This is a genomic window from Streptosporangium sp. NPDC004631, from assembly GCF_053601935.1.
Genome location: NZ_JBSGCR010000007.1, coordinates 19046 through 35676, shown reverse-complemented (window position 1 = coordinate 35676; position 16631 = coordinate 19046). Strand labels below are relative to the sequence as shown.

Annotated in this window: 17 protein-coding genes and 1 riboswitch; of the genes, 3 read left to right on the top strand and 14 right to left on the bottom strand. The window is 71.2% G+C overall.

Translation table 11 applies throughout. The annotated features are described in order from the left end of the window. Nucleotides 1-2 precede the first annotated feature (2 nt). The 5 genes from ACWEF2_RS09330 to ACWEF2_RS09310 all read right to left on the bottom strand — a co-directional run bounded on the left by ACWEF2_RS09330 (nucleotide 3) and on the right by ACWEF2_RS09310 (nucleotide 5100). A complete protein-coding gene (locus tag ACWEF2_RS09330; RefSeq protein ID WP_453813477.1) occupies nucleotides 3-1070 on the bottom strand; it encodes a M24 family metallopeptidase in 1068 nt (355 codons plus the stop codon). Between the two features lie 305 nt (nucleotides 1071-1375). After that, entirely contained in the window at nucleotides 1376-1912 is a 537-nt protein-coding gene (locus ACWEF2_RS09325) for a peptidase inhibitor family I36 protein (protein WP_453813476.1), read from the bottom strand. Between the two features lie 637 nt (nucleotides 1913-2549). After that, nucleotides 2550-2957: a VOC family protein gene (locus ACWEF2_RS09320; RefSeq protein WP_453813475.1), complete on the bottom strand. Its 408-nt coding sequence runs from the start codon at nucleotides 2955-2957 to the stop codon at nucleotides 2550-2552. Nucleotides 2958-3169: 212 nt separating this feature from the next. Next, entirely contained in the window at nucleotides 3170-3781 is a 612-nt protein-coding gene (locus ACWEF2_RS09315) for a hypothetical protein (RefSeq protein ID WP_453813473.1), read from the bottom strand. A gap of 278 nt (nucleotides 3782-4059) precedes the next feature. Further along, nucleotides 4060-5100: an LLM class F420-dependent oxidoreductase gene (locus ACWEF2_RS09310; protein WP_355590014.1), complete on the bottom strand. Its 1041-nt coding sequence runs from the start codon at nucleotides 5098-5100 to the stop codon at nucleotides 4060-4062. Nucleotides 5101-5418: 318 nt separating this feature from the next. Between ACWEF2_RS09310 and ACWEF2_RS09305 the strand changes: the two genes are divergently transcribed. Beyond that, nucleotides 5419-6327: an endonuclease/exonuclease/phosphatase family protein gene (locus tag ACWEF2_RS09305; protein WP_453813471.1), complete on the top strand. Its 909-nt coding sequence runs from the start codon at nucleotides 5419-5421 to the stop codon at nucleotides 6325-6327. A gap of 76 nt (nucleotides 6328-6403) precedes the next feature. On the opposite strand, the gene ACWEF2_RS09300 is transcribed toward ACWEF2_RS09305, so the two are convergent. From ACWEF2_RS09300 to ACWEF2_RS09285, 4 genes are read right to left on the bottom strand one after another with little or no spacing between them, the layout of a single operon-like run. Continuing rightward, entirely contained in the window at nucleotides 6404-6976 is a 573-nt protein-coding gene (locus ACWEF2_RS09300) for a nucleotidyltransferase family protein (RefSeq protein WP_453813469.1), read from the bottom strand. Then, nucleotides 6973-8109, bottom strand: a complete 1137-nt coding sequence (locus ACWEF2_RS09295) for an XdhC family protein (protein WP_453813467.1) — start codon at nucleotides 8107-8109, stop codon at nucleotides 6973-6975. The genes ACWEF2_RS09300 and ACWEF2_RS09295 overlap by 4 nt, the downstream gene beginning before the upstream one ends. After that, a complete protein-coding gene (locus ACWEF2_RS09290) occupies nucleotides 8102-9241 on the bottom strand; it encodes a vWA domain-containing protein (protein WP_453813465.1) in 1140 nt (379 codons plus the stop codon). The genes ACWEF2_RS09295 and ACWEF2_RS09290 overlap by 8 nt, the downstream gene beginning before the upstream one ends. After that, nucleotides 9234-10142, bottom strand: a complete 909-nt coding sequence (locus ACWEF2_RS09285; protein ID WP_453813463.1) for an AAA family ATPase — start codon at nucleotides 10140-10142, stop codon at nucleotides 9234-9236. The genes ACWEF2_RS09290 and ACWEF2_RS09285 overlap by 8 nt, the downstream gene beginning before the upstream one ends. A 247-nt stretch (nucleotides 10143-10389) precedes the next feature. Between ACWEF2_RS09285 and ACWEF2_RS09280 the strand changes: the two genes are divergently transcribed. Then, nucleotides 10390-11730 (top strand): TrkH family potassium uptake protein, encoded by a 1341-nt coding sequence (locus ACWEF2_RS09280; RefSeq protein ID WP_453813461.1) that lies wholly within the window; start codon nucleotides 10390-10392, stop codon nucleotides 11728-11730. Continuing rightward, the gene (locus ACWEF2_RS09275) at nucleotides 11723-12391 is read left to right on the top strand and encodes a potassium channel family protein (protein WP_453813459.1); all 669 of its coding nucleotides are present in this window, start codon (nucleotides 11723-11725) and stop codon (nucleotides 12389-12391) included. Before ACWEF2_RS09280 ends, ACWEF2_RS09275 begins: the two co-directional genes overlap by 8 nt. A 47-nt stretch (nucleotides 12392-12438) precedes the next feature. Here ACWEF2_RS09275 and ACWEF2_RS09270 read toward each other — a convergent pair whose 3' ends face one another. The 5 genes from ACWEF2_RS09270 to ACWEF2_RS09250 all read right to left on the bottom strand — a co-directional run bounded on the left by ACWEF2_RS09270 (nucleotide 12439) and on the right by ACWEF2_RS09250 (nucleotide 16075). Continuing rightward, a complete protein-coding gene (locus tag ACWEF2_RS09270; RefSeq protein WP_453813457.1) occupies nucleotides 12439-12897 on the bottom strand; it encodes a PH domain-containing protein in 459 nt (152 codons plus the stop codon). Between the two features lie 134 nt (nucleotides 12898-13031). Further along, nucleotides 13032-13505, bottom strand: coding sequence for a 6,7-dimethyl-8-ribityllumazine synthase (gene ribH / locus ACWEF2_RS09265; RefSeq protein ID WP_453813455.1), 474 nt, complete (start codon nucleotides 13503-13505; stop codon nucleotides 13032-13034). 61 nt (nucleotides 13506-13566) lie between these two features. Further along, the gene (locus ACWEF2_RS09260; protein ID WP_453813453.1) at nucleotides 13567-14811 is read right to left on the bottom strand and encodes a bifunctional 3,4-dihydroxy-2-butanone-4-phosphate synthase/GTP cyclohydrolase II; all 1245 of its coding nucleotides are present in this window, start codon (nucleotides 14809-14811) and stop codon (nucleotides 13567-13569) included. Then, on the bottom strand, nucleotides 14808-15470 hold the full coding sequence (locus ACWEF2_RS09255; protein WP_453813451.1) for a nicotinamide mononucleotide transporter family protein: 663 nt from the start codon (nucleotides 15468-15470) through the stop codon (nucleotides 14808-14810). The genes ACWEF2_RS09260 and ACWEF2_RS09255 overlap by 4 nt, the downstream gene beginning before the upstream one ends. Next, complete coding sequence (locus tag ACWEF2_RS09250) at nucleotides 15467-16075, bottom strand: riboflavin synthase (RefSeq protein ID WP_453813449.1); 609 nt, start codon at nucleotides 16073-16075, stop codon at nucleotides 15467-15469. The genes ACWEF2_RS09255 and ACWEF2_RS09250 overlap by 4 nt, the downstream gene beginning before the upstream one ends. Nucleotides 16076-16458: 383 nt before the next feature. Beyond that, a riboswitch (FMN riboswitch) is annotated at nucleotides 16459-16589 on the bottom strand. Nucleotides 16590-16631: the final 42 nt, after the last annotated feature.

Sequence of the window (16631 nt, the reverse complement as noted above, 5' to 3'; positions counted from 1 at the left end):
CTTTAAAGGACAAGCAGCTCTTTGGTCGTCCGTGTGAGAAGTTCCGGTCCGTCATCACGCGCCACGAGCGTGTCTTCGATGCGGACGCCGCCCCTGCCCGGTAGGTAGATCCCAGGCTCAACGGTGACCGGAACTCGATCCTCTAGTCTAGCGTGCTCAAGGTCGGACTCCGGTTTCGCCGGAGCGAGGAACGGCACCTCGTGGATCTCCAGCCCGACACCGTGGCCGAGACCGTGCCCGAAGCGCTCGCCGTAGCCCGCCTCCGCGATGAGATCACGGGCCGCGGCGTCGACCTCGTGGGTGAACGCGCCGGCCCGCACGGCGTGGCGACCGGCACGCTGCGCCACGCGGACCAGGTCGTACAGCTCGCGCTGCCACCGCGCGGGCTCACCGATCGCCACCGTCCGGGTCATGTCCGCGTGGTAGCCCGCGTAGAGGGCACCGAAGTCCATCGTGACCAGATCGCCGCGCTCCAGCGGCCGGTCGGAGGGCGAGTGGTGCGGGATCGAGCCGTTGGGGCCGCTCGCCACGATCGAGTCGAAGGCGGGCTTCTCCGCGCCGAGCTCGATCATCCGGCGCTCCAGCCCCCTGGCGATCTCCCGCTCCGTCGCGCCGGGCCTCAGTGTGGGCAGCACGTCGGCGAAGGCCTGGTCGGTGAGCTCGCACGCCGTGCGGATGAGATCGATCTCCTCCTCGTCCTTGATCCGGCGGACCGACTCCACCAGCCCGGAGACCCGGAGCAGGTCCTCCCCCAGCCGGAAGTAGTCGGCGACGGACATGTGGTGGGCCTCGACGGCGACCCGGTCGGCCAGCGTGACCAGGTGCCCGATGACGTCGCGTTCCTCGATCACCTCGATGTCGGGGCAGACCCGCCGGGCGGTCTCGGCGTAGCGGGAGTCGGTGGCCAGCGTGGCGTCCGCGCCGGCCCTGACGAGCACGGCCGCGTTGGAGCTGGCCAGGCCGGTCAGATAGCGCACGTTGACGCCCCGGTTGACCAGGAGGGCCTCCGCCCCGTGAGCGGGCAGCAGGGCCGCCAGGCGGGCGCGGCGCTGAGCGTGGATGAGGGTCATAACCTGCATGCTATGGACGGTTTTCGCCGGTGTCGTCCCCTGGCGGCGAGAAAATCGGAAAGACCCGGACGCCGGGGAAAGACCCCGGCCTCGGAGCCTCGGAGCCCCGGGCCAAGGGGCCTCCGAGGAGGAGACGCGATACCTCGCCACCCGCGCGTCGCGAATCGCGGCCGTCTGGACGGGCTTGGGGCCTGAGCCGTACGGCCAGAGATTCACCGAAATAGCACATCAGAACATTCCGTGAAAAATCGGGATTCACCCGCGTGGTACCCCACCGAACCGGGGAGACGATTTCCCGGCGGGCGTCAGCAGGCGATTTTAATGACGTCCATGATACGGCCGAATCTGCCGACATCGGTATATCTTTCACTCCAGTCCTGCACGGCAGCCGGCCGCTTCTCGCCGGATTCGGTGTCCACGAAGCAGGCCGGGGCCTGGGCGTCGAACGACCCGACGTGATCGCGCAGATAGCCGGGCAGCTTGATCATCTGCCCCATCCCCGGCGACCACACCCAGATCTTCCCCGCGGACTCCCACCCGGGCCACAGGCAGACCGACCCGCGGGGACAGGTCGAATCCGGCTTCGGTGGCGCGTCCTCCCCCGAGGTCCGCGGAACCGGAGTCCGGGGCACGGCCTCCGGAGGGGCAAACCGGTCCGCCAGAAAGAAGACAATGCTTATCACCGCGATTACCGTGCTGACGATCCCGGCGATCGTCCCCCACTTCGTCCAGCTCAAGGCTCGTTTCTCGTGCCCCTCGGCGGGCGCGCCCCGAGGACGCGATCCGCCACCGCGAGAAAGAACAGGCGCCTTCCCCTTCCACTTACTGGACTTACCAGGCATTCCTCTCCTTCTTATGGCACCCCAGCCTCAATGGTTCACGGAAACAGCCGTCGCCGATCAGAAATTCGGCACGACAGGGCCAAATAATAGAACGCGGCATGCGGCCCGGTCCGGTCACCGCCGGAAATGGCGGCGAGAGAACGGATCCGGCCGCGCAGGGGAAAGATGTCTCCCCGAAAGGACACCATTGGCAAAATCAGCCGATACGGCATGCCATGAACGGAGCGCCGCGAGATGCGTAAAGACCGGATGACGTCCCGGACGGTCGTGATCCGATGCCGGATCTCCATCGCGCGGTGAGGCCGCCGCCGACGGCGCATTGGCCGCCGTACGGGCCGGTGACGGAGGACAGGGGGCCGGGCCGGCCGCCGGCGGTCGCCTTCCTCATCCACTGTTCCAGGTCGTGGCCACGGCGTTCGGTCACGGGACCGGCGAATGTCTCCCCGGCGCGGGCGTCGCCGCGGCGGAGGAGCCTGCGAGCGTGCGGGCGGATCAGGGTTTCCCGGCCGCCGGCCGCGATGCCGGACAGCCGCCGCCCGCAACGGCCGCGCGTTCCGCGCGGCAGTGTTCCGCTACGCCGCGGCGGTGGACCTGCGACACCGGTGGGCGCGCGGGCGGAGGAGGCGCCAGGCCGGACTCACTGTCCGGCGTCCTGCGGATACCAGCGCAGTTCGACGGTGTTGCCGTCCGGATCCCGCACGTAGATCGACTGCCCCTCGCCCCGCGCGCCGAAGCGGCCGACCGGGCCTTCCAGCACGGTGAAGACGCCCGAGTCGACGACCTGCTCCCAGTCCAGCGGTTCGACGACCAGGCAGATGTGATCCACATTGGACTCCCCGCGGGGGCGGCCGAGCAGATCGATGATCGTGGCCGGCCCGACGCGCACCGACGGGAACGGGACCTTCCCCGCCCGCCACTCCTCCACCCGGACCGGTTCCAGACCGAGAGATCCGCAGTAGAACTCCAGCGCGCGTTCGACGTCCCGCACATTGATCACCAGGTGATCGAAGCCTATGACCCGCACGAATCCTCCAATAGTCGACATCCGGTAACGTTCCCGGGCCGGATCCCGCCGCCAGGGCGGACGCCGCAGGGCGTTGCCGGTGGTTGCCGGTGGTTGCCCATCCTCGCCGATGCCAGTCGGTGTGCTCAGGGGGCGGCCCTCCGAGCTCACTCCGGCCCCACGCGTCAGACCATTGTGTCAGCGGAGTGAACACGGGACGGCGCCCACCCGGAGGCGGGCGCTCCCGTCTCGTGCTACTGGGGGGGCGGGGTGGAGGCGGTGGGAGTGGAGGACGGCGACGAGGAAGACCCGGGGGCCGGGGTGCCGGACTTGAGCATCAGGGTGCACTTCAGGCGCGGGTAACCCTTCACGCTGCCGTCCCAGTCGCACAGGGAGCGGATGCCCGAGAGGTCGAGGACGAAAGGCCCGTCGAGACCCTTGCCGTCGGCGCCGGGCTTGCCGTCGGCGCCCTTGGCACCGGCCGGACCGGTGTCGCCCCGCGCTCCGGTCTCCCCGGCCTTACCGGGTTCCCCCTGCGCTCCGGGCTTTCCGTCCACACCGTTCTTGCCGGGGTCGCCCTTCTGCCCCTGCTGCCCGGTGAGGCCGCGCTCTCCCTGCGCGCCCTGCAGGCCGCGCTCTCCGCGCGGCCCCTGGGAGGCGATGCCCTGCTGGGCCTCCTCAATGGTCAGGGTGCGCTCGGTCTTCGGGTTGCACGCCTTCAGCGCACGGACGATCTTGGTGGTCTTGTTCACGCAGAACACCTGGCCGGCGACCGCCGTCTGCGCGGCCGACGCCGTGGTCACGCTGGACAGACCGACCGCGAGAACGGCGGTGGCGAGGATCGCAAGAGGTGTTTTCAAACGCATGAGCACTCCAGGGAAGAAAGAAAAAGCCGTGGCACGGCGGCACCAGAGTGGCAGTTGGGAACGGTCCATGCGCCTCAAACGAGCACATGTACAGACATGTAATGAAAAAGAGATCCACGTCCTTTCACCCCGAACGGTTGGGCACCGTCCCCGCCCCACTCACCGGCGCCGTTCCCGCACCTTCCGGAGCGCAGGCGAGTTCACGGCCGGGCCTCCCGATTCCAGACCGGAGGGACCCGGCCGGAGGATGTCAGAAGGCGGCAGGTCAGAAGGAGGAGTCAGGAGGCGAGGGCTCTGACCTTTTCGATGAGGCGGATGCGTTCCTCGTGGGTACGGCCGAGGGGGGTGACGTTGACGGTGGTGACACCCGACTCCCTCATCGCCTGAAGGCGGTCGCGGACGTGGCCCTCGGGGCCGATGAGGGACATCTTCTCCAGGAGTTCCCGCGGAACCAGCGCGGCGGCCTCGTCCTTCCTGCCGTCGAGGTAGAGGTGCTGGATCCGCTCGGCCTCCCGCTCGTAGCCGTAGCGGCGGGCGAGGTCGTTGTAGAAGTTCCTGCCCTTGGCGCCCATGCCGCCGATGTAGAGGGCGGCCATCGGGCGGCCGAGCTCCAGCCAGTCCGACACGTCGTCGCCGATGGCGAGCGCGGCCTGGGCGATGACGTCCAGCTCGCCCAGGGCCGGGTCGCGCCTGGCCTTGCCCGCGGCGAGGGATGCGCCCCAGACGTCGGCCGCCTTCTCCGGAAAGTAGAAGATCGGTTCCCAGCCCTCGGCCAGTTCGGCGGAGAGCTCGACGTTCTTGGGGCCGATGGCGGCGATCACGATGGGGATGCGGTCGCGGACCGGACGGTTGATGATCTTCAGGGACTTGCCCAGGCCGGTGCCCTGGTCCGCCGGGAGCGGGACGGTGTAGTACCTGCCCTGGTAGGCCAGTCGCTCGCGTTTCCAGACCTGCCGGCAGATCTCGACGACCTCGCGGGTACGGCCCAGCGGCGCGGTGTACGGCACGCCGTGAAAGCCCTCGATGACCTGCGGCCCCGAGGCGCCCAGGCCGAGGGTGAAGCGGCCGTCGGAGACGTAGTCCATGCCCGCGGCGGTCATGGCCAGCAGGGCGGGGGTCCGGGAGTAGATCGGCAGGATGCCCGAGGCGATCTGCAGCCGCTCCGTCTTGGCCGCGATGTAGCCCATCTGGCTGACCGCGTCGAAGCTGTACGCCTCGGCGACGAAGACGATGTCGAGGCCTGCCCTCTCGTAGTCGGCCAGCTCGGCCACCGTCTCCTTGAAGCCTCCTGAGTAGTTCAGGGCCATACCGATACGCATCGTGAGACCGTCCTCCCGCGCCCGCAGAACCGAATGATGTTCCGTTACCTTCGCGGCAAAGGCTATCGACTCACCGGTAAAGCACAAGCTCCGCATCCTCGACGCCGGGCCGGTAGCGTACGGATCCCGGGACGGGACAGGAGCCGTCGGGGCGGAGTGAACGCGGGACGGACACGGACGGATGTGGGGACGGCGCGGGACGACGTGGAACGGGCACGGACGGACGCGGACGGGCACGGGACGGACGCGGAGCGCATACGGGTGAACGGGGACGACGGGCGCGGAACAGCCGCGGGACGGATACGGGCGAGGGGCGATGTGCTGAGGCGGTCGATCATCGTGATGGCGGGGGCGCTCACCCTCGTTCTCTGCGGCCACCGGTTACTGCCTGAGCTGGGCGGGTTCACCCCGGTGCTGGAGAGCCTGCTCCCCTGGCTCGGGGCCGCGGTGCCGTTGCTGCTGGTCGGAGCGGCGTTCACCCGCTCGTGGCGGGTGCTCGTCACCACGCTGCTCCCGGCGGTCGCGTGGGGGATCATGTTCGGCCCGGCGCTGCTGCGCACCTCACCGGGCGGGCCGAGCGACGTGTCGGTCGTCACGCTCAACGTGGGCGCGGCCAACGCGGACTCGGCGCAGGCCGTACGGGCCGTCTCCCAGGACCGGGACCTGGTCGCGGTGCAGGAGCTGACCGACGGCGGTCCGGCGGCGAAGATGCTCGACAGCCGCTTTCCGCACCGCTACCAGGTGACCACGGTCGGCCTGTGGAGCCGGTTCCCGATCCTGCGGGCCCACAAGGTGGACATCGGCCTGAACTGGGCGCGGGCCCTGCGGGCGGTGGTGGAGACCCCCAAGGGCAGGCTGACCGTCTACGTCATGCACCTGGCCTCGGCCCGCCCCGGCCAGACCGCCCAGCGGGACGAGAACCTCGGCTACGTCCGCAAGATCATCGACAGGGACGCCAGCAGGCACCTGCTCCTGCTCGGCGACCTCAACACCGCCACGACCGACCGCAAACGCTCCGGCCTGGTGCCGCCGCTGTCGGACGCCCAGCAGGAGGCCGGTTCCGGCTTCGGCTTCACCTGGCCGTCGTCGTTCCCCGTCACCCGCCCCGACCACATCCTCTACCGGGGTCTCACCGCGACCGGCGCCGGGGTGGAGCGCGCCGCGGGCAGCGACCACCGGGCCGCGGTCGCCTCCCTGCGGCTGTGGGAGAACACCCCCCGCTCATGAGGCCGTACGGCCGCGCCGCGGACCGGCCGTGAGCCGGCCCGTGCCGGGGTCGGGCGGCCTGCGGCGCACGGCGGTCTCACCGGGCGCGCAGGGCCGACAGGTCCGCCTGGGTGTCGATGTCGGTGGGGTCGCCGACGTCGTCGCAGGCGACCTCGGTGATCAGCTCGGGATGGGCCCGCAGAAAGGGCCGGGCACCGACGTCCCCGACCGCGAGCTCCGCGACCTCGGCGAAGTGCTCCCTGGCGATGAGCACCGGGTTCCTGGGCCGCCCGCCATAGCTCGCGACGGCGACCGAGGCGCCGTCACGCGCGGCCCCGATCAGCCGCTCCACGGCCTGCGGGTCGATGAACGGCTGGTCCACCAGGGCGATCACCACCCGCTCCACGTCGCCGGGGAGGGCGTCCAGGCCGATGCGGAGCGAGGAGCCCATCCCTGAGGACCAGCGCGGATTCCGTACCGCCACCGCCCTGCGGACCTGCACGGTGACGGCTCCGAGCACGACCACCACGGGATGGCAGCCGCCGTCGTGGAGCATCCGGATCCCCCGGTCCACCAGCCGCTCACCGCGGAACTCCACCAGCGCCTTCGGCCTTCCCAGCCGGGAACCCGATCCGGCCGCCAACAGCAGTCCGGCACTCGCCGATCTCACGAAGTCCTTCTCCTCTCCCCGGCCGTCCACGCACGGGGACCGTCCCCGTGGATCCGGCCGGAGCCTTCTGTCAGTGGTTGCCCGGAGCCGCCCCAGCGGAGCTGGATCAGCTCGGCGGCGATGGAGACCGCGGTCTCCTCGGGGGTCCGGGCACCCAGGTCCAGCCCTATGGGCGAGCGGAGCCGCTTCAGCTCGACCTCGTCCAGACCCGCCCGCGCGAGCCGTACCAGGCGGTCCTCATGGGTGCGGCGTGAGCCCATCGCGCCGACGTAGCCCGCGGGGGTGCGCAGGGCCACCTCCAGCAGCGGGACGTCGAACCGGGGATCGTGGGTGAGCACGCAGATCGCGGTCCGCTCGTCCACGGTGATCGAGCTCAGATAGTCGTGCGGCCACTTGACGATCACCTCGTCGGCCTCCGGGAAGCGCTTGGCGGTGGCGAAGACCGGACGGGCGTCGCACACGACCACGTGATACCCGAGGAACTTGCCGATCCTGGCGACCGCGGCGGCGAAGTCGATGGCACCGAAGACCAGCATCCGGGGCGGCGGGGCGAAGGAGTGCACGAAGACCGACAGATCGTCGAGCCGCCGCTCGCCCCGCGCGCCGTACCGGCGGATCCCGGTGCTCCCCTGGGCGAGCATGCCCCGCGCGTCGTCGTCCACCGCCTCGTCCAGCCGGGGCACGCCCAGCGAGCCCGAGGAGCGCTCCGGCCAGATCACCCGGCGGGCGCCGACGGCCCCGGGCCCGGACAGCACGGTCACCACCGCCACCGGCTCGCGCCCCCGCACCGACCCCGCGACATCTCCCAGCTCGGGAAAGGTCTCGCGCGACACCGGCTCGACGAACACGTCCAGGATGCCGCCGCAGGTCAGCCCGACGGAGAAGGCGTCGTCGTCGCTCACGCCGTAGCGCTGCAGGACCGGTGCGCCGGAGGCGACCACCTCGCGGGCCAGCTCGTAGACGGCGCCCTCGACGCAGCCGCCCGAGACGCTGCCCTCCGCCTCCTCGCCGAAGACGGCCATGGAGGCGCCCGGCGGCCGGGGCGCGCTGTGGAAGGTGTTCACCACGGTGGCCAGGCCGAACGTCTGCCCGGACTCCCACCACCGCACGATCTGCGACAGCACCTCACGCATGGGCCCCTCCCAGCAGCCCGGCCAGATCCGCGAAGGCGGCCAGACTGTGCCCGGCCACGAAGTCGTCGACGTACGGCAGGGCGGCGCGCATCCCGGCGGTGAGCGGCTGGTAACCCTCCTGGCCCTTGTGCGGATTGACCCAGATCACCCGGTGCGCCGTCCGGGACAGCCTGGCCATCTGCGCGCCGAGCAGTGAGACGTCGCCCCGTTCCCATCCGTCCGAGGCGATCACGACCACCGCGCCTCCCGCGTCGTTCGTCTCCAGCAGTCTCCCGATCTCCTCGCCCAGCCGGGTACCGCCGCTCCAGTCGGGGATGGCCCGGGAGGCGGCGTCCATCGCGGTGGACGGGTCGCGGTGACGCAGTTCCGCGGTGAGCCGGGTGAGCCGGGTGCCGGCGCTGAACACCTCGGTGGCCCGGGGCTCGGACCGGACCAGCGCGTGGCCGAGGCGGAGCAGGGTGTCGGCGTAGGGGGTCATGGAGCCGCTGACGTCGACCAGCAGCACGACCCTGCGGGGCCTGGTCCGGTGGGTGCGGTAGCGGAGCCTGGCGGTCTCCCCTCCGCGCCGCAGGGTCTCGCGGATCGTCGCCCCGCCGTCCAGCCGCCCCCGGTGGGACGGCCCGAACCGCCGCGACCTGCGCCGCTCGCGCCCCACTCTGAGCAGGGCGAGCAGCCGCCGTACCTCGGCCAGCTCCGCCCCGGTCATCTTGGCCACGTCCCGGTGACGCAGCACCTCCGTGGCGCTCGCGCCCGCCGCCCGGACCGGGCGGTCGCCGCCCTCTCCGCCGGGGGCGCCGGACGGGACGGCGGTGTACCGGACGACGGTGATCGCGGCCCGCCGGGTACGGCCGGCTCGCAGCCCGCCGAAGTAGGCCCGGAAGACCCGGTCGTAACGGGGCAGGTCGTCGGCGGAGGCGCACAGGGTGAACCGGCCCGCCCAGTAGACGTCGCGCGGCCTGGTGGCGTCCAGGTGGGACAGCGCGCGCAGCAGGCCCTGGGTCCGCTCGTGGTCGGCGGGGACCCCGGCGGCGCGCAGTGTCCTGGCGAATCCGGTCATGACGGCGACCAGGTCCCGTGCCGTCCCCGCACCGGGTGGCGGAGGGGTTTCCCCGGGAGGGCGGATGTCAGCCACGTGACTCACCATGTGGATCACCGAAGAACCCGTTCCCGAGCACGGCCTCGTGGTCCTCCCGGTGCTTGAGCAGGGCGCCCAGCGTCGCAGCCGCCAGGTCGGGATCCAGCTCGCGGGCACCGAGCGTCATCAGGGCCTCGGTCCAGTCGAGGCTCTCGGCGATCCCGGGCGGCTTGACCAGACCTGCCCGGCGGAGCCGTCCGGTGGCCCCGGCCACCTGCTGGGCGAGGGTCTCCGAGCAGGCGGGCAGGCGTCGTAGCAGGATGGCGACCTCCCTGTCGAAGGAGGGGTGCTCCAGCCAGTGGTAGAGACAGCGCCGCTTGAGCGCGTCGTGCACCTCGCGGGTGCGGTTGGAGGTCAGCACGACCACCGGCGGCGTCTCGGCGCGGATCGTTCCGAGCTCGGGGATGGAGATCGCGAAGTCCGACAGCACCTCCAGCAGGATCGCCTCGAACTCCACGTCGGCCCGGTCGATCTCATCGATGAGCAGCACGCTGGGCTGGGTCTCGACCGCCTTCAGCAGCGGCCTGGCGATCAGGAAGCGCCGGTCGTAGACCTCCCCCTCCAGCCGGGCCGCGTCGGTGACCCCGCCCGCCTCGGCGGCCTTGAGGTGCAGGAGCTGGCGGGCGAAGTCCCAGTCGTAGAGCACCTGGGGCCCGTCGAGCCCCTCGTAGCACTGCAACCGGATCAGCGGCGCCTCCAGCACGGCGGCGAGCGTCCTGGCCAGCTCGGTCTTGCCGACCCCCGCCGCGCCTTCGAGCAGCAGCGGGCGTCCCATCCGCAGCGCCAGGAACGCCACGGTGGCAAGCCCCTCGTCCGCGAGATAGGCCTGCCGGTCGAGCAGCTCTCCGAGCTGCCCCGGGGACTCCACGTCCGCCGGCCTGATTGTCCGCCTCAGCACCACCTCAGGCTACGCCTGCGGACTCGGTCAGGAGGAGAGTCCCCGAAGAGCGGCGGCACACCCGCGCGCCGGACGGCGCGGGTGGCGGGCACGGGCGGACCGCGCGGACGACGGCCACGGCACAGGCGACAGAGCGGACGCGAACACGGGCTGCGGGCACGGCGGGCACGGCGGACCGGTAAGAACGGCTCCGCCGTCAGGGGCGCGGTGGACGGTTCCACCCCGGGCAGGCGTATCCTCGCGACCCGTGAAGAACCTGGTCCGGCAGATCAACACGCCGTCGAGAGTCCTCGTGACCGCCTTCCTGGCGGTGGTGCTCGTCGGTTCGGCGCTGCTGTCACTGCCCGTCGCGGTCGAGGCCGGCCAGCGGTCGTCATGGACGTCCGCGCTGTTCACCGCGACCTCGGCGGTCTGCGTGACCGGACTCGCCGTACAGGACACCGCGACGCACTGGACGCTCTTCGGCGAGACGGTGATCCTGGTGCTGATGCAGATCGGCGGCTTCGGGATCATGTCGCTCGCCTCCATCATCGCGCTGGTCGTCTCCGGCAGGCTCGGCCTGCGCGCCCGGCTCAACACCCAGGCCGAGACCAAGACCATGGGGGCCGTCGACGTGCGCCGGCTGCTCGCGGGCGTCGCCAAGGTCACGTTGACGATCGAGGCGCTGACCGCCACGGTGCTCACCGTCCGCTTCGTCACCGGGTACGGCGAGTCCCCCGGCCGCGCCCTGTACCAGGGGGTCTTCCATTCGGTCTCGGCGTTCACCAACGCCGGGTTCACGCTCTGGCCGGAGGGCGCGGCGCGGTTCGTCACCGACCCGTGGGTCTGCCTGCCCCTCGCGCTGACCGTGATCGCCGGGGGTCTCGGTTTCCCGGTCTACGCCGTACTCCGGCGGAGCTGGCGCCACCCGGTGCGCTGGTCCCTGCACGTCAAGATCACCGTTGGGGTGACCGCGGTCCTGCTGTTCGGCGGGGCCGCGGCCGTCACCGCCACCGAGTGGAACAATCCGGCCACCCTGGGCGGGCTCTCCCCCGGATCGCGGGTGATGGCCGGTTTCTTCCACAGCGCCATGACCCGCAGCGGCGGCATGAACTCCGTCGACGTCTCCCAGATGCACGAGACCACCTGGCTGATCAGCGACGTGCTGATGTTCATCGGCGCGGGCAGCGCGAGTACCGGCGGCGGCATCAAGGTGACGACGTTCGCGCTGCTCGGCTACGTGATCCTGGCCGAGCTGCGCGGCGAGCCCGACGTCACGGCCGCCCGGCGCCGCGTGCCCGAGCCGCTCCAGCGGCAGGCGCTGACCATAGCCCTGCTCAGCGTGGCGTCGGTCGCCCTCGGTACGTTCGTGCTGATGATGGCGACCCCGTTCAAACTCGACCGCGTGCTGTTCGAGGTGCTCTCCGCCTTCGGTACGGTCGGGCTGTCGACGGGGATCACCCCCGACATCGGCACCGCCGGGCGGCTGACCCTGACGACCCTGATGGTCGTCGGCCGGCTCGGCCCGGTGACCCTCGGCGCCGCCCTGGCACTTCACGTCCAGACCCGCCGGTTCCGCTATCCGGAGGAGCGTGTTCTCGTTGGTTGACAAGAAGGGCCGCGGCGACGCGGTCGTGGTGATCGGCCTGGGCCGGTTCGGCGGCGCGCTGGCGCGGGAGCTGGTGGGGCGCGACGTCGAGGTGCTCGGCGTGGACAGCGACCTCAGGAACGTGCAGCAGCTCTCCGGTCAGCTCACCCACGTGGTCTGCGCCGACTCCACCGACCCCGACGCGCTCACCCAGCTGGGCGTCGCCGAGTTCGGCAGGGCGGTGGTCGGCATCGGCACCGACATCGAGGCGAGCATCCTGACCACCTCGATCCTGGCCGACTTCGGTGTGCCGGACATCTGGGCCAAGTCCATCAACCGCCAGCACAGCCGGATCCTGGAGCGGGTGGGCGCCCACCACGTGGTGCAGCCGGAGCACGACATGGGAGAGCGGGTCGCGCACCTGGTGACCGGCCGGATGCTCGACTACGTCGAGATTGACGACGACTACGCCCTGGTCAAGACCAAGGCTCCCCGGTGGGCGGAGGGCAGGACGCTGGGTGAGCTGGGCATCCGCAGGAAGTACGGCGTGACCGTGGTCGGGATCAAGAAACTCGGCGGCGGATTCACCTACGCCACATCCGACACCGACATCCAGGGGGGCGACATCCTGCTCGTCGCGGGCCGGACGGGCAAGGCGGAGCGGTTCGCCGACGAGACCTGAGGGGGCGGAACCGGCGGGCGCGATCCCGCGGGTTCAGCGAGCGGCGGTCAGCGGGTCTCCTCGGCCTCGCCGCGCTCGCGGATGAGCGCGGCGAGCTCGCGGACCTGCCGGACGGTCCGCTCCTTCTCCGAACCCTGCAGTCCCATGGCCCCGACCGTCGCACCGTCGGCAAAGTCGATCCTGGCCCAGGGTTCGCTCTCGACCAGCGTGACCGCGAGCACCTCGGGCCACTCGTAGCGGTGCACCCGCAACGGGTTGACCACGGTGATCCCCTGCTCGTCCGCCTCGACCCTGCAGCGGCCCAGCAGGTGCAGCACACCGGCGATCACCCCGCCGAGCAGGAGCATCGCGATCCTGTCGGCCAGGGTGAACGGCGCTGGCAGCAGGAGCGCCATCAGCAGGGCCCCCAGCATGATCAGTCCGGCGAAGCCGTACGCCACGACGCGGCCCTTCCTCGGCCGCCACACCACGGGCAGCGGGGGCGGAGAGACGCTCTCGGGGCTCAATTGGAGATCACATTCCTTCGGGAGAACCGCCGGTCACAGCGGCTGCGACCGGCGACACGACGCCGAACGAAATTTACCGCACCACCTGCCCGCCCCTTACCCCGCACCGGAGGCGGGATCCCGGCCGGGCGGGGTCAGACCCGCCGCAGGTCACGCAGGAGCAGCGCGGTCTCCAGGGCGGCGACGGTGGCCTCGTAGCCCTTGTCCTCGTGGCTGCCGGGCAGCCCGGACCGGTCGAACGCCTGGTCGAGGGAGTCGCAGGTCAGCACGCCGTTGCCCACCGGCGTCTCCTCGTCGAGTGAGATCCGGGTCAGGCCCGAGGTCACCGACTCGCAGACGTAGTCGAAGTGGGCCGTCTCCCCGCGGATCACGGCCCCCAGGGCGACGACCGCGTCACACCGCCGGGCCAGGGCCTGGAGGACGACGGGGATCTCCAGGGACCCGGCCACCCGGATCACGGTCGCGGTGGCGCCGCTGTCCTGGCTGGCCCGCACCGCCCGCGCCACCAGCTGGTCGGTGATCTTCTCGTGCCAGCGGGCGGCCACGATGCCGACGGTCAGCCCGGCGGCCTCGACGGCCGCCGCCCGAGGTTGTCCTCCGCCGCTCACGCGCCCCCTCCTTCCCGCGTCCCTGGACGGGTGAGGGCCCCGGGGCCGCCGATCCGCTCGATCATGCCTTCTCCTCCTGAGTGTCACGGTCCTGGATGTCGCCGCCCTGGATGTGGTGACCGAGACGGTCACGCTTGGCCATCAGGTATCTCTCGTTGTGCGGGTTGATCGCCGCCGGCATCGGCTCGCGGCCGAGCACCTTGATACCGTAACCGTCCATGCCCCGCAGCTTCGCCGGGTTGTTGGTCAGCAGCCGGATCGACTTCACGCCCAGGTCGGCGAGGATCTGCCCGGCGTTGGAGAACTCGCGGGCGTCCACCGGCAGCCCGAGCTCCAGGTTGGCGTCCACGGTGTCGCTGCCGCCGTCCTGCAGGCCGTACGCCTTGAGCTTGGCCAGCAGTCCGATGCCGCGCCCCTCGTGCCCGCGCAGATACACGACCACGCCCCGGCCCTCGGCGGCGATCTCCGCCATGGCGTGGTCGAGCTGCACCCCGCAGTCGCAGCGCAGGGACCCCAGCACGTCGCCGGTCAGGCACTCGGAGTGCGCCCGGACCAGAACGTTCTCCCCGTCGCCCATGTCACCGTAGACCAGGGCCAGATGCTCGCCGCCGTCCAGCGCGCTGGCGTAGCCGTAGGCGCGCCACGTCCCGTATCTGTTCGGCAGGCGGGTCTCGGCGACCCGGGTCACCATCCGCTCGCTCCGCCGCCGGTACTCCACCAGCTGCTCGATGGAGACCAGCGCCAGGTCGTGCTCGTCGCAGAACTCGCGGAGCTCCGGCAGCCGTTTCATGGTCCCGTCGTCGTTGACGACCTCGGCGAGCGCGCCCGCGGGGCGCAGCCCGGCGAGTCTGGACAGGTCCACGGCCGCCTCGGTGTGACCGCGCCGGACCAGCACGCCGCCCTCGCGGTAGCGGAGCGGGAAGACGTGGCCGGGCCGGAGCAGCTCGAAGGGCTCGGTCGCCGAGTCGCACAGGGTACGGATGGTTCTGGCGCGATCGGAGGCCGAGATGCCGGTGGTCACCCCGTCGCGGGCGTCCACGCTGATCGTGTAGGCGGTGCGGAGGCGCTCCCTGTTGTCGTGCACCATCAGCGGCAGGCCGAGCCGGTCGAGGTCCTCACCCGTCATCGACACGCAGATCACGCCGCTGCTGTGCCGGATGGTGAAGGCCAGCAGCTGCGGCGTGGCCCTGGCCGCCGCGAAGATGATGTCACCCTCGTTCTCGCGGTTCTCGTCGTCCACGACCACGACGGGTCTGCCCTCGCGAATGTCGGCGATCGCCCGTTCTATCGGGTCCAGCGTGGTCACACAGCCTCCTTGAGGACGAGCACGGTCCTGGACCGGTACTCCTTGAGCCAGTTGAGGAATCCGACCAGGACGAGGGCGAGGAAGACGCCGTACACGGTCCCGGAGACGACGAGCCCCGAGCTGAAGGCCAGCGGCACGCCGACCAGGTCCACCGCCACCCAGATCAGCCAGAAGTCGACCAGCGCGCGGCCCTGCGCCCAGGTGGCGACCGCGCTGCCCACGAAGAGGTAGGCGTCGGCCGCGACCAGGAGGTAGCCCTTGGGCGGCGGGACGAGCGCGCCCCAGGAGAGCCCGGTGACGTAGAAGATCATGCCGACCGCGGCCGTGCCCGCGACCAGGGTCCCGGCCAGGGCGAGCCGCTCGCGGCCCGTCGCCGGGCGTACGGCCAGCTCCCGGCCGTTCCGGGTGCCGCGCGTCCAGCGCCACCAGCCGTAGACGGCCAGGGCGCCGAACATGACCTGCTTGAGCGCGTTGCCGGTGAGGTGCGCGCCGATCGAGGCGGCGAGCAGGAGCGCGGCGGCGGTGAACTGCACCGGCCAGGTCCAGATCGACCTGCGGATGGCCAGCAGCACGGTGGCCAGGGCCGCCGCGTTCCCGACGAGGTCGGTCCAGAGGACCCTGGTGCCGAGGATCTCCAGCCCCGCCTGGGCCCAGTTCACGAGGCGCCCCGGGGGGCGTAGGCGCCGAGGAGTTTCTCCACGTGCTTGGCGATCACGTCGACCTCAAGGTTCACCGGGTCGCCCGGCTGCTTGGCGCCGAGGGTGGTGAGAGCCAGGGTGGTCGGGATGAGGCTGACCGAGAAGCCGTCGCCGTCCACGCCGACCACGGTCAGGCTGATGCCGTCCACCGCGATCGAGCCCTTCTCAACGACGTAGCGGTTCAGTTCGGCCGGGAGCGAGATCCGGACGACCTCCCAGTGCTCGTCCGGCTCCCGGGACAGCAGCACACCGGTCCCGTCGACGTGGCCCTGCACGATGTGACCGCCCAGGCGCTGGTCGGCGCGGACCGCGCGTTCCAGGTTGACCCGGGAGCCGGGCCGCAGGGCGCCCAGGCTGCTGCGGTCCAGGGTCTCCTTCATCACGTCGGCGGTGAACACCTCCCCGTCGACCTCCACCACGGTCAGGCAGACCCCGTTGACCGCGATCGAGTCGCCGTGCCCGGCGTCACCGGTGACGGTCCCGCCGCGGATCGACATCCTGGCGGCGTCCCGCAGCGGCTCGATCGCGGCGATCTCGCCCAGTTCCTCGACGATTCCGGTGAACATTCACAGCTCCTTCGCGGGGTGCGGCAGGACGGTCGCGAGGCGGGTCCCGGCCGGTGGGGGTGGCGTCCTCGAACTCCGGGAGGCGGGTCCGGGCGAGCGGGCGGGCACATGGGCGAGCACACGGCGGGATGGTGACGGCGGGCGAAGACGTGGACGCGCTCGGGGAAGGCCGGGATCCGTGACACCGCAGACACGCGCGGCGGATGGGCGGGCGCGGGCGACGCCGCGGACGTGCGTGGTGGACTCGACCACCCGGCGCGGACGCGCCTGACCGGTCATCCCGGGACTCCCCTTCGCCAGTAGCTGCCTGCCACGGCGGGCCCCGGGGGATTACAGGTGTGTACACCCGATCGGCGGAGGGTGCCCTCATGGACACTCTCCGCCCGCGCGCTTCCTCCCATCCGGACTTTAACCGTCGGTCCCGGAATCCCACCGGGTCAACCGGTCGATGGATTCGACCGGGTCGCGGACTGTAACCGCCGGTTCGGACTTTCACCGACCCCGGAGCACGCTGCTCTCCCCATCAGTGTGCCACGTCCGGCAAATGGGATGGGAT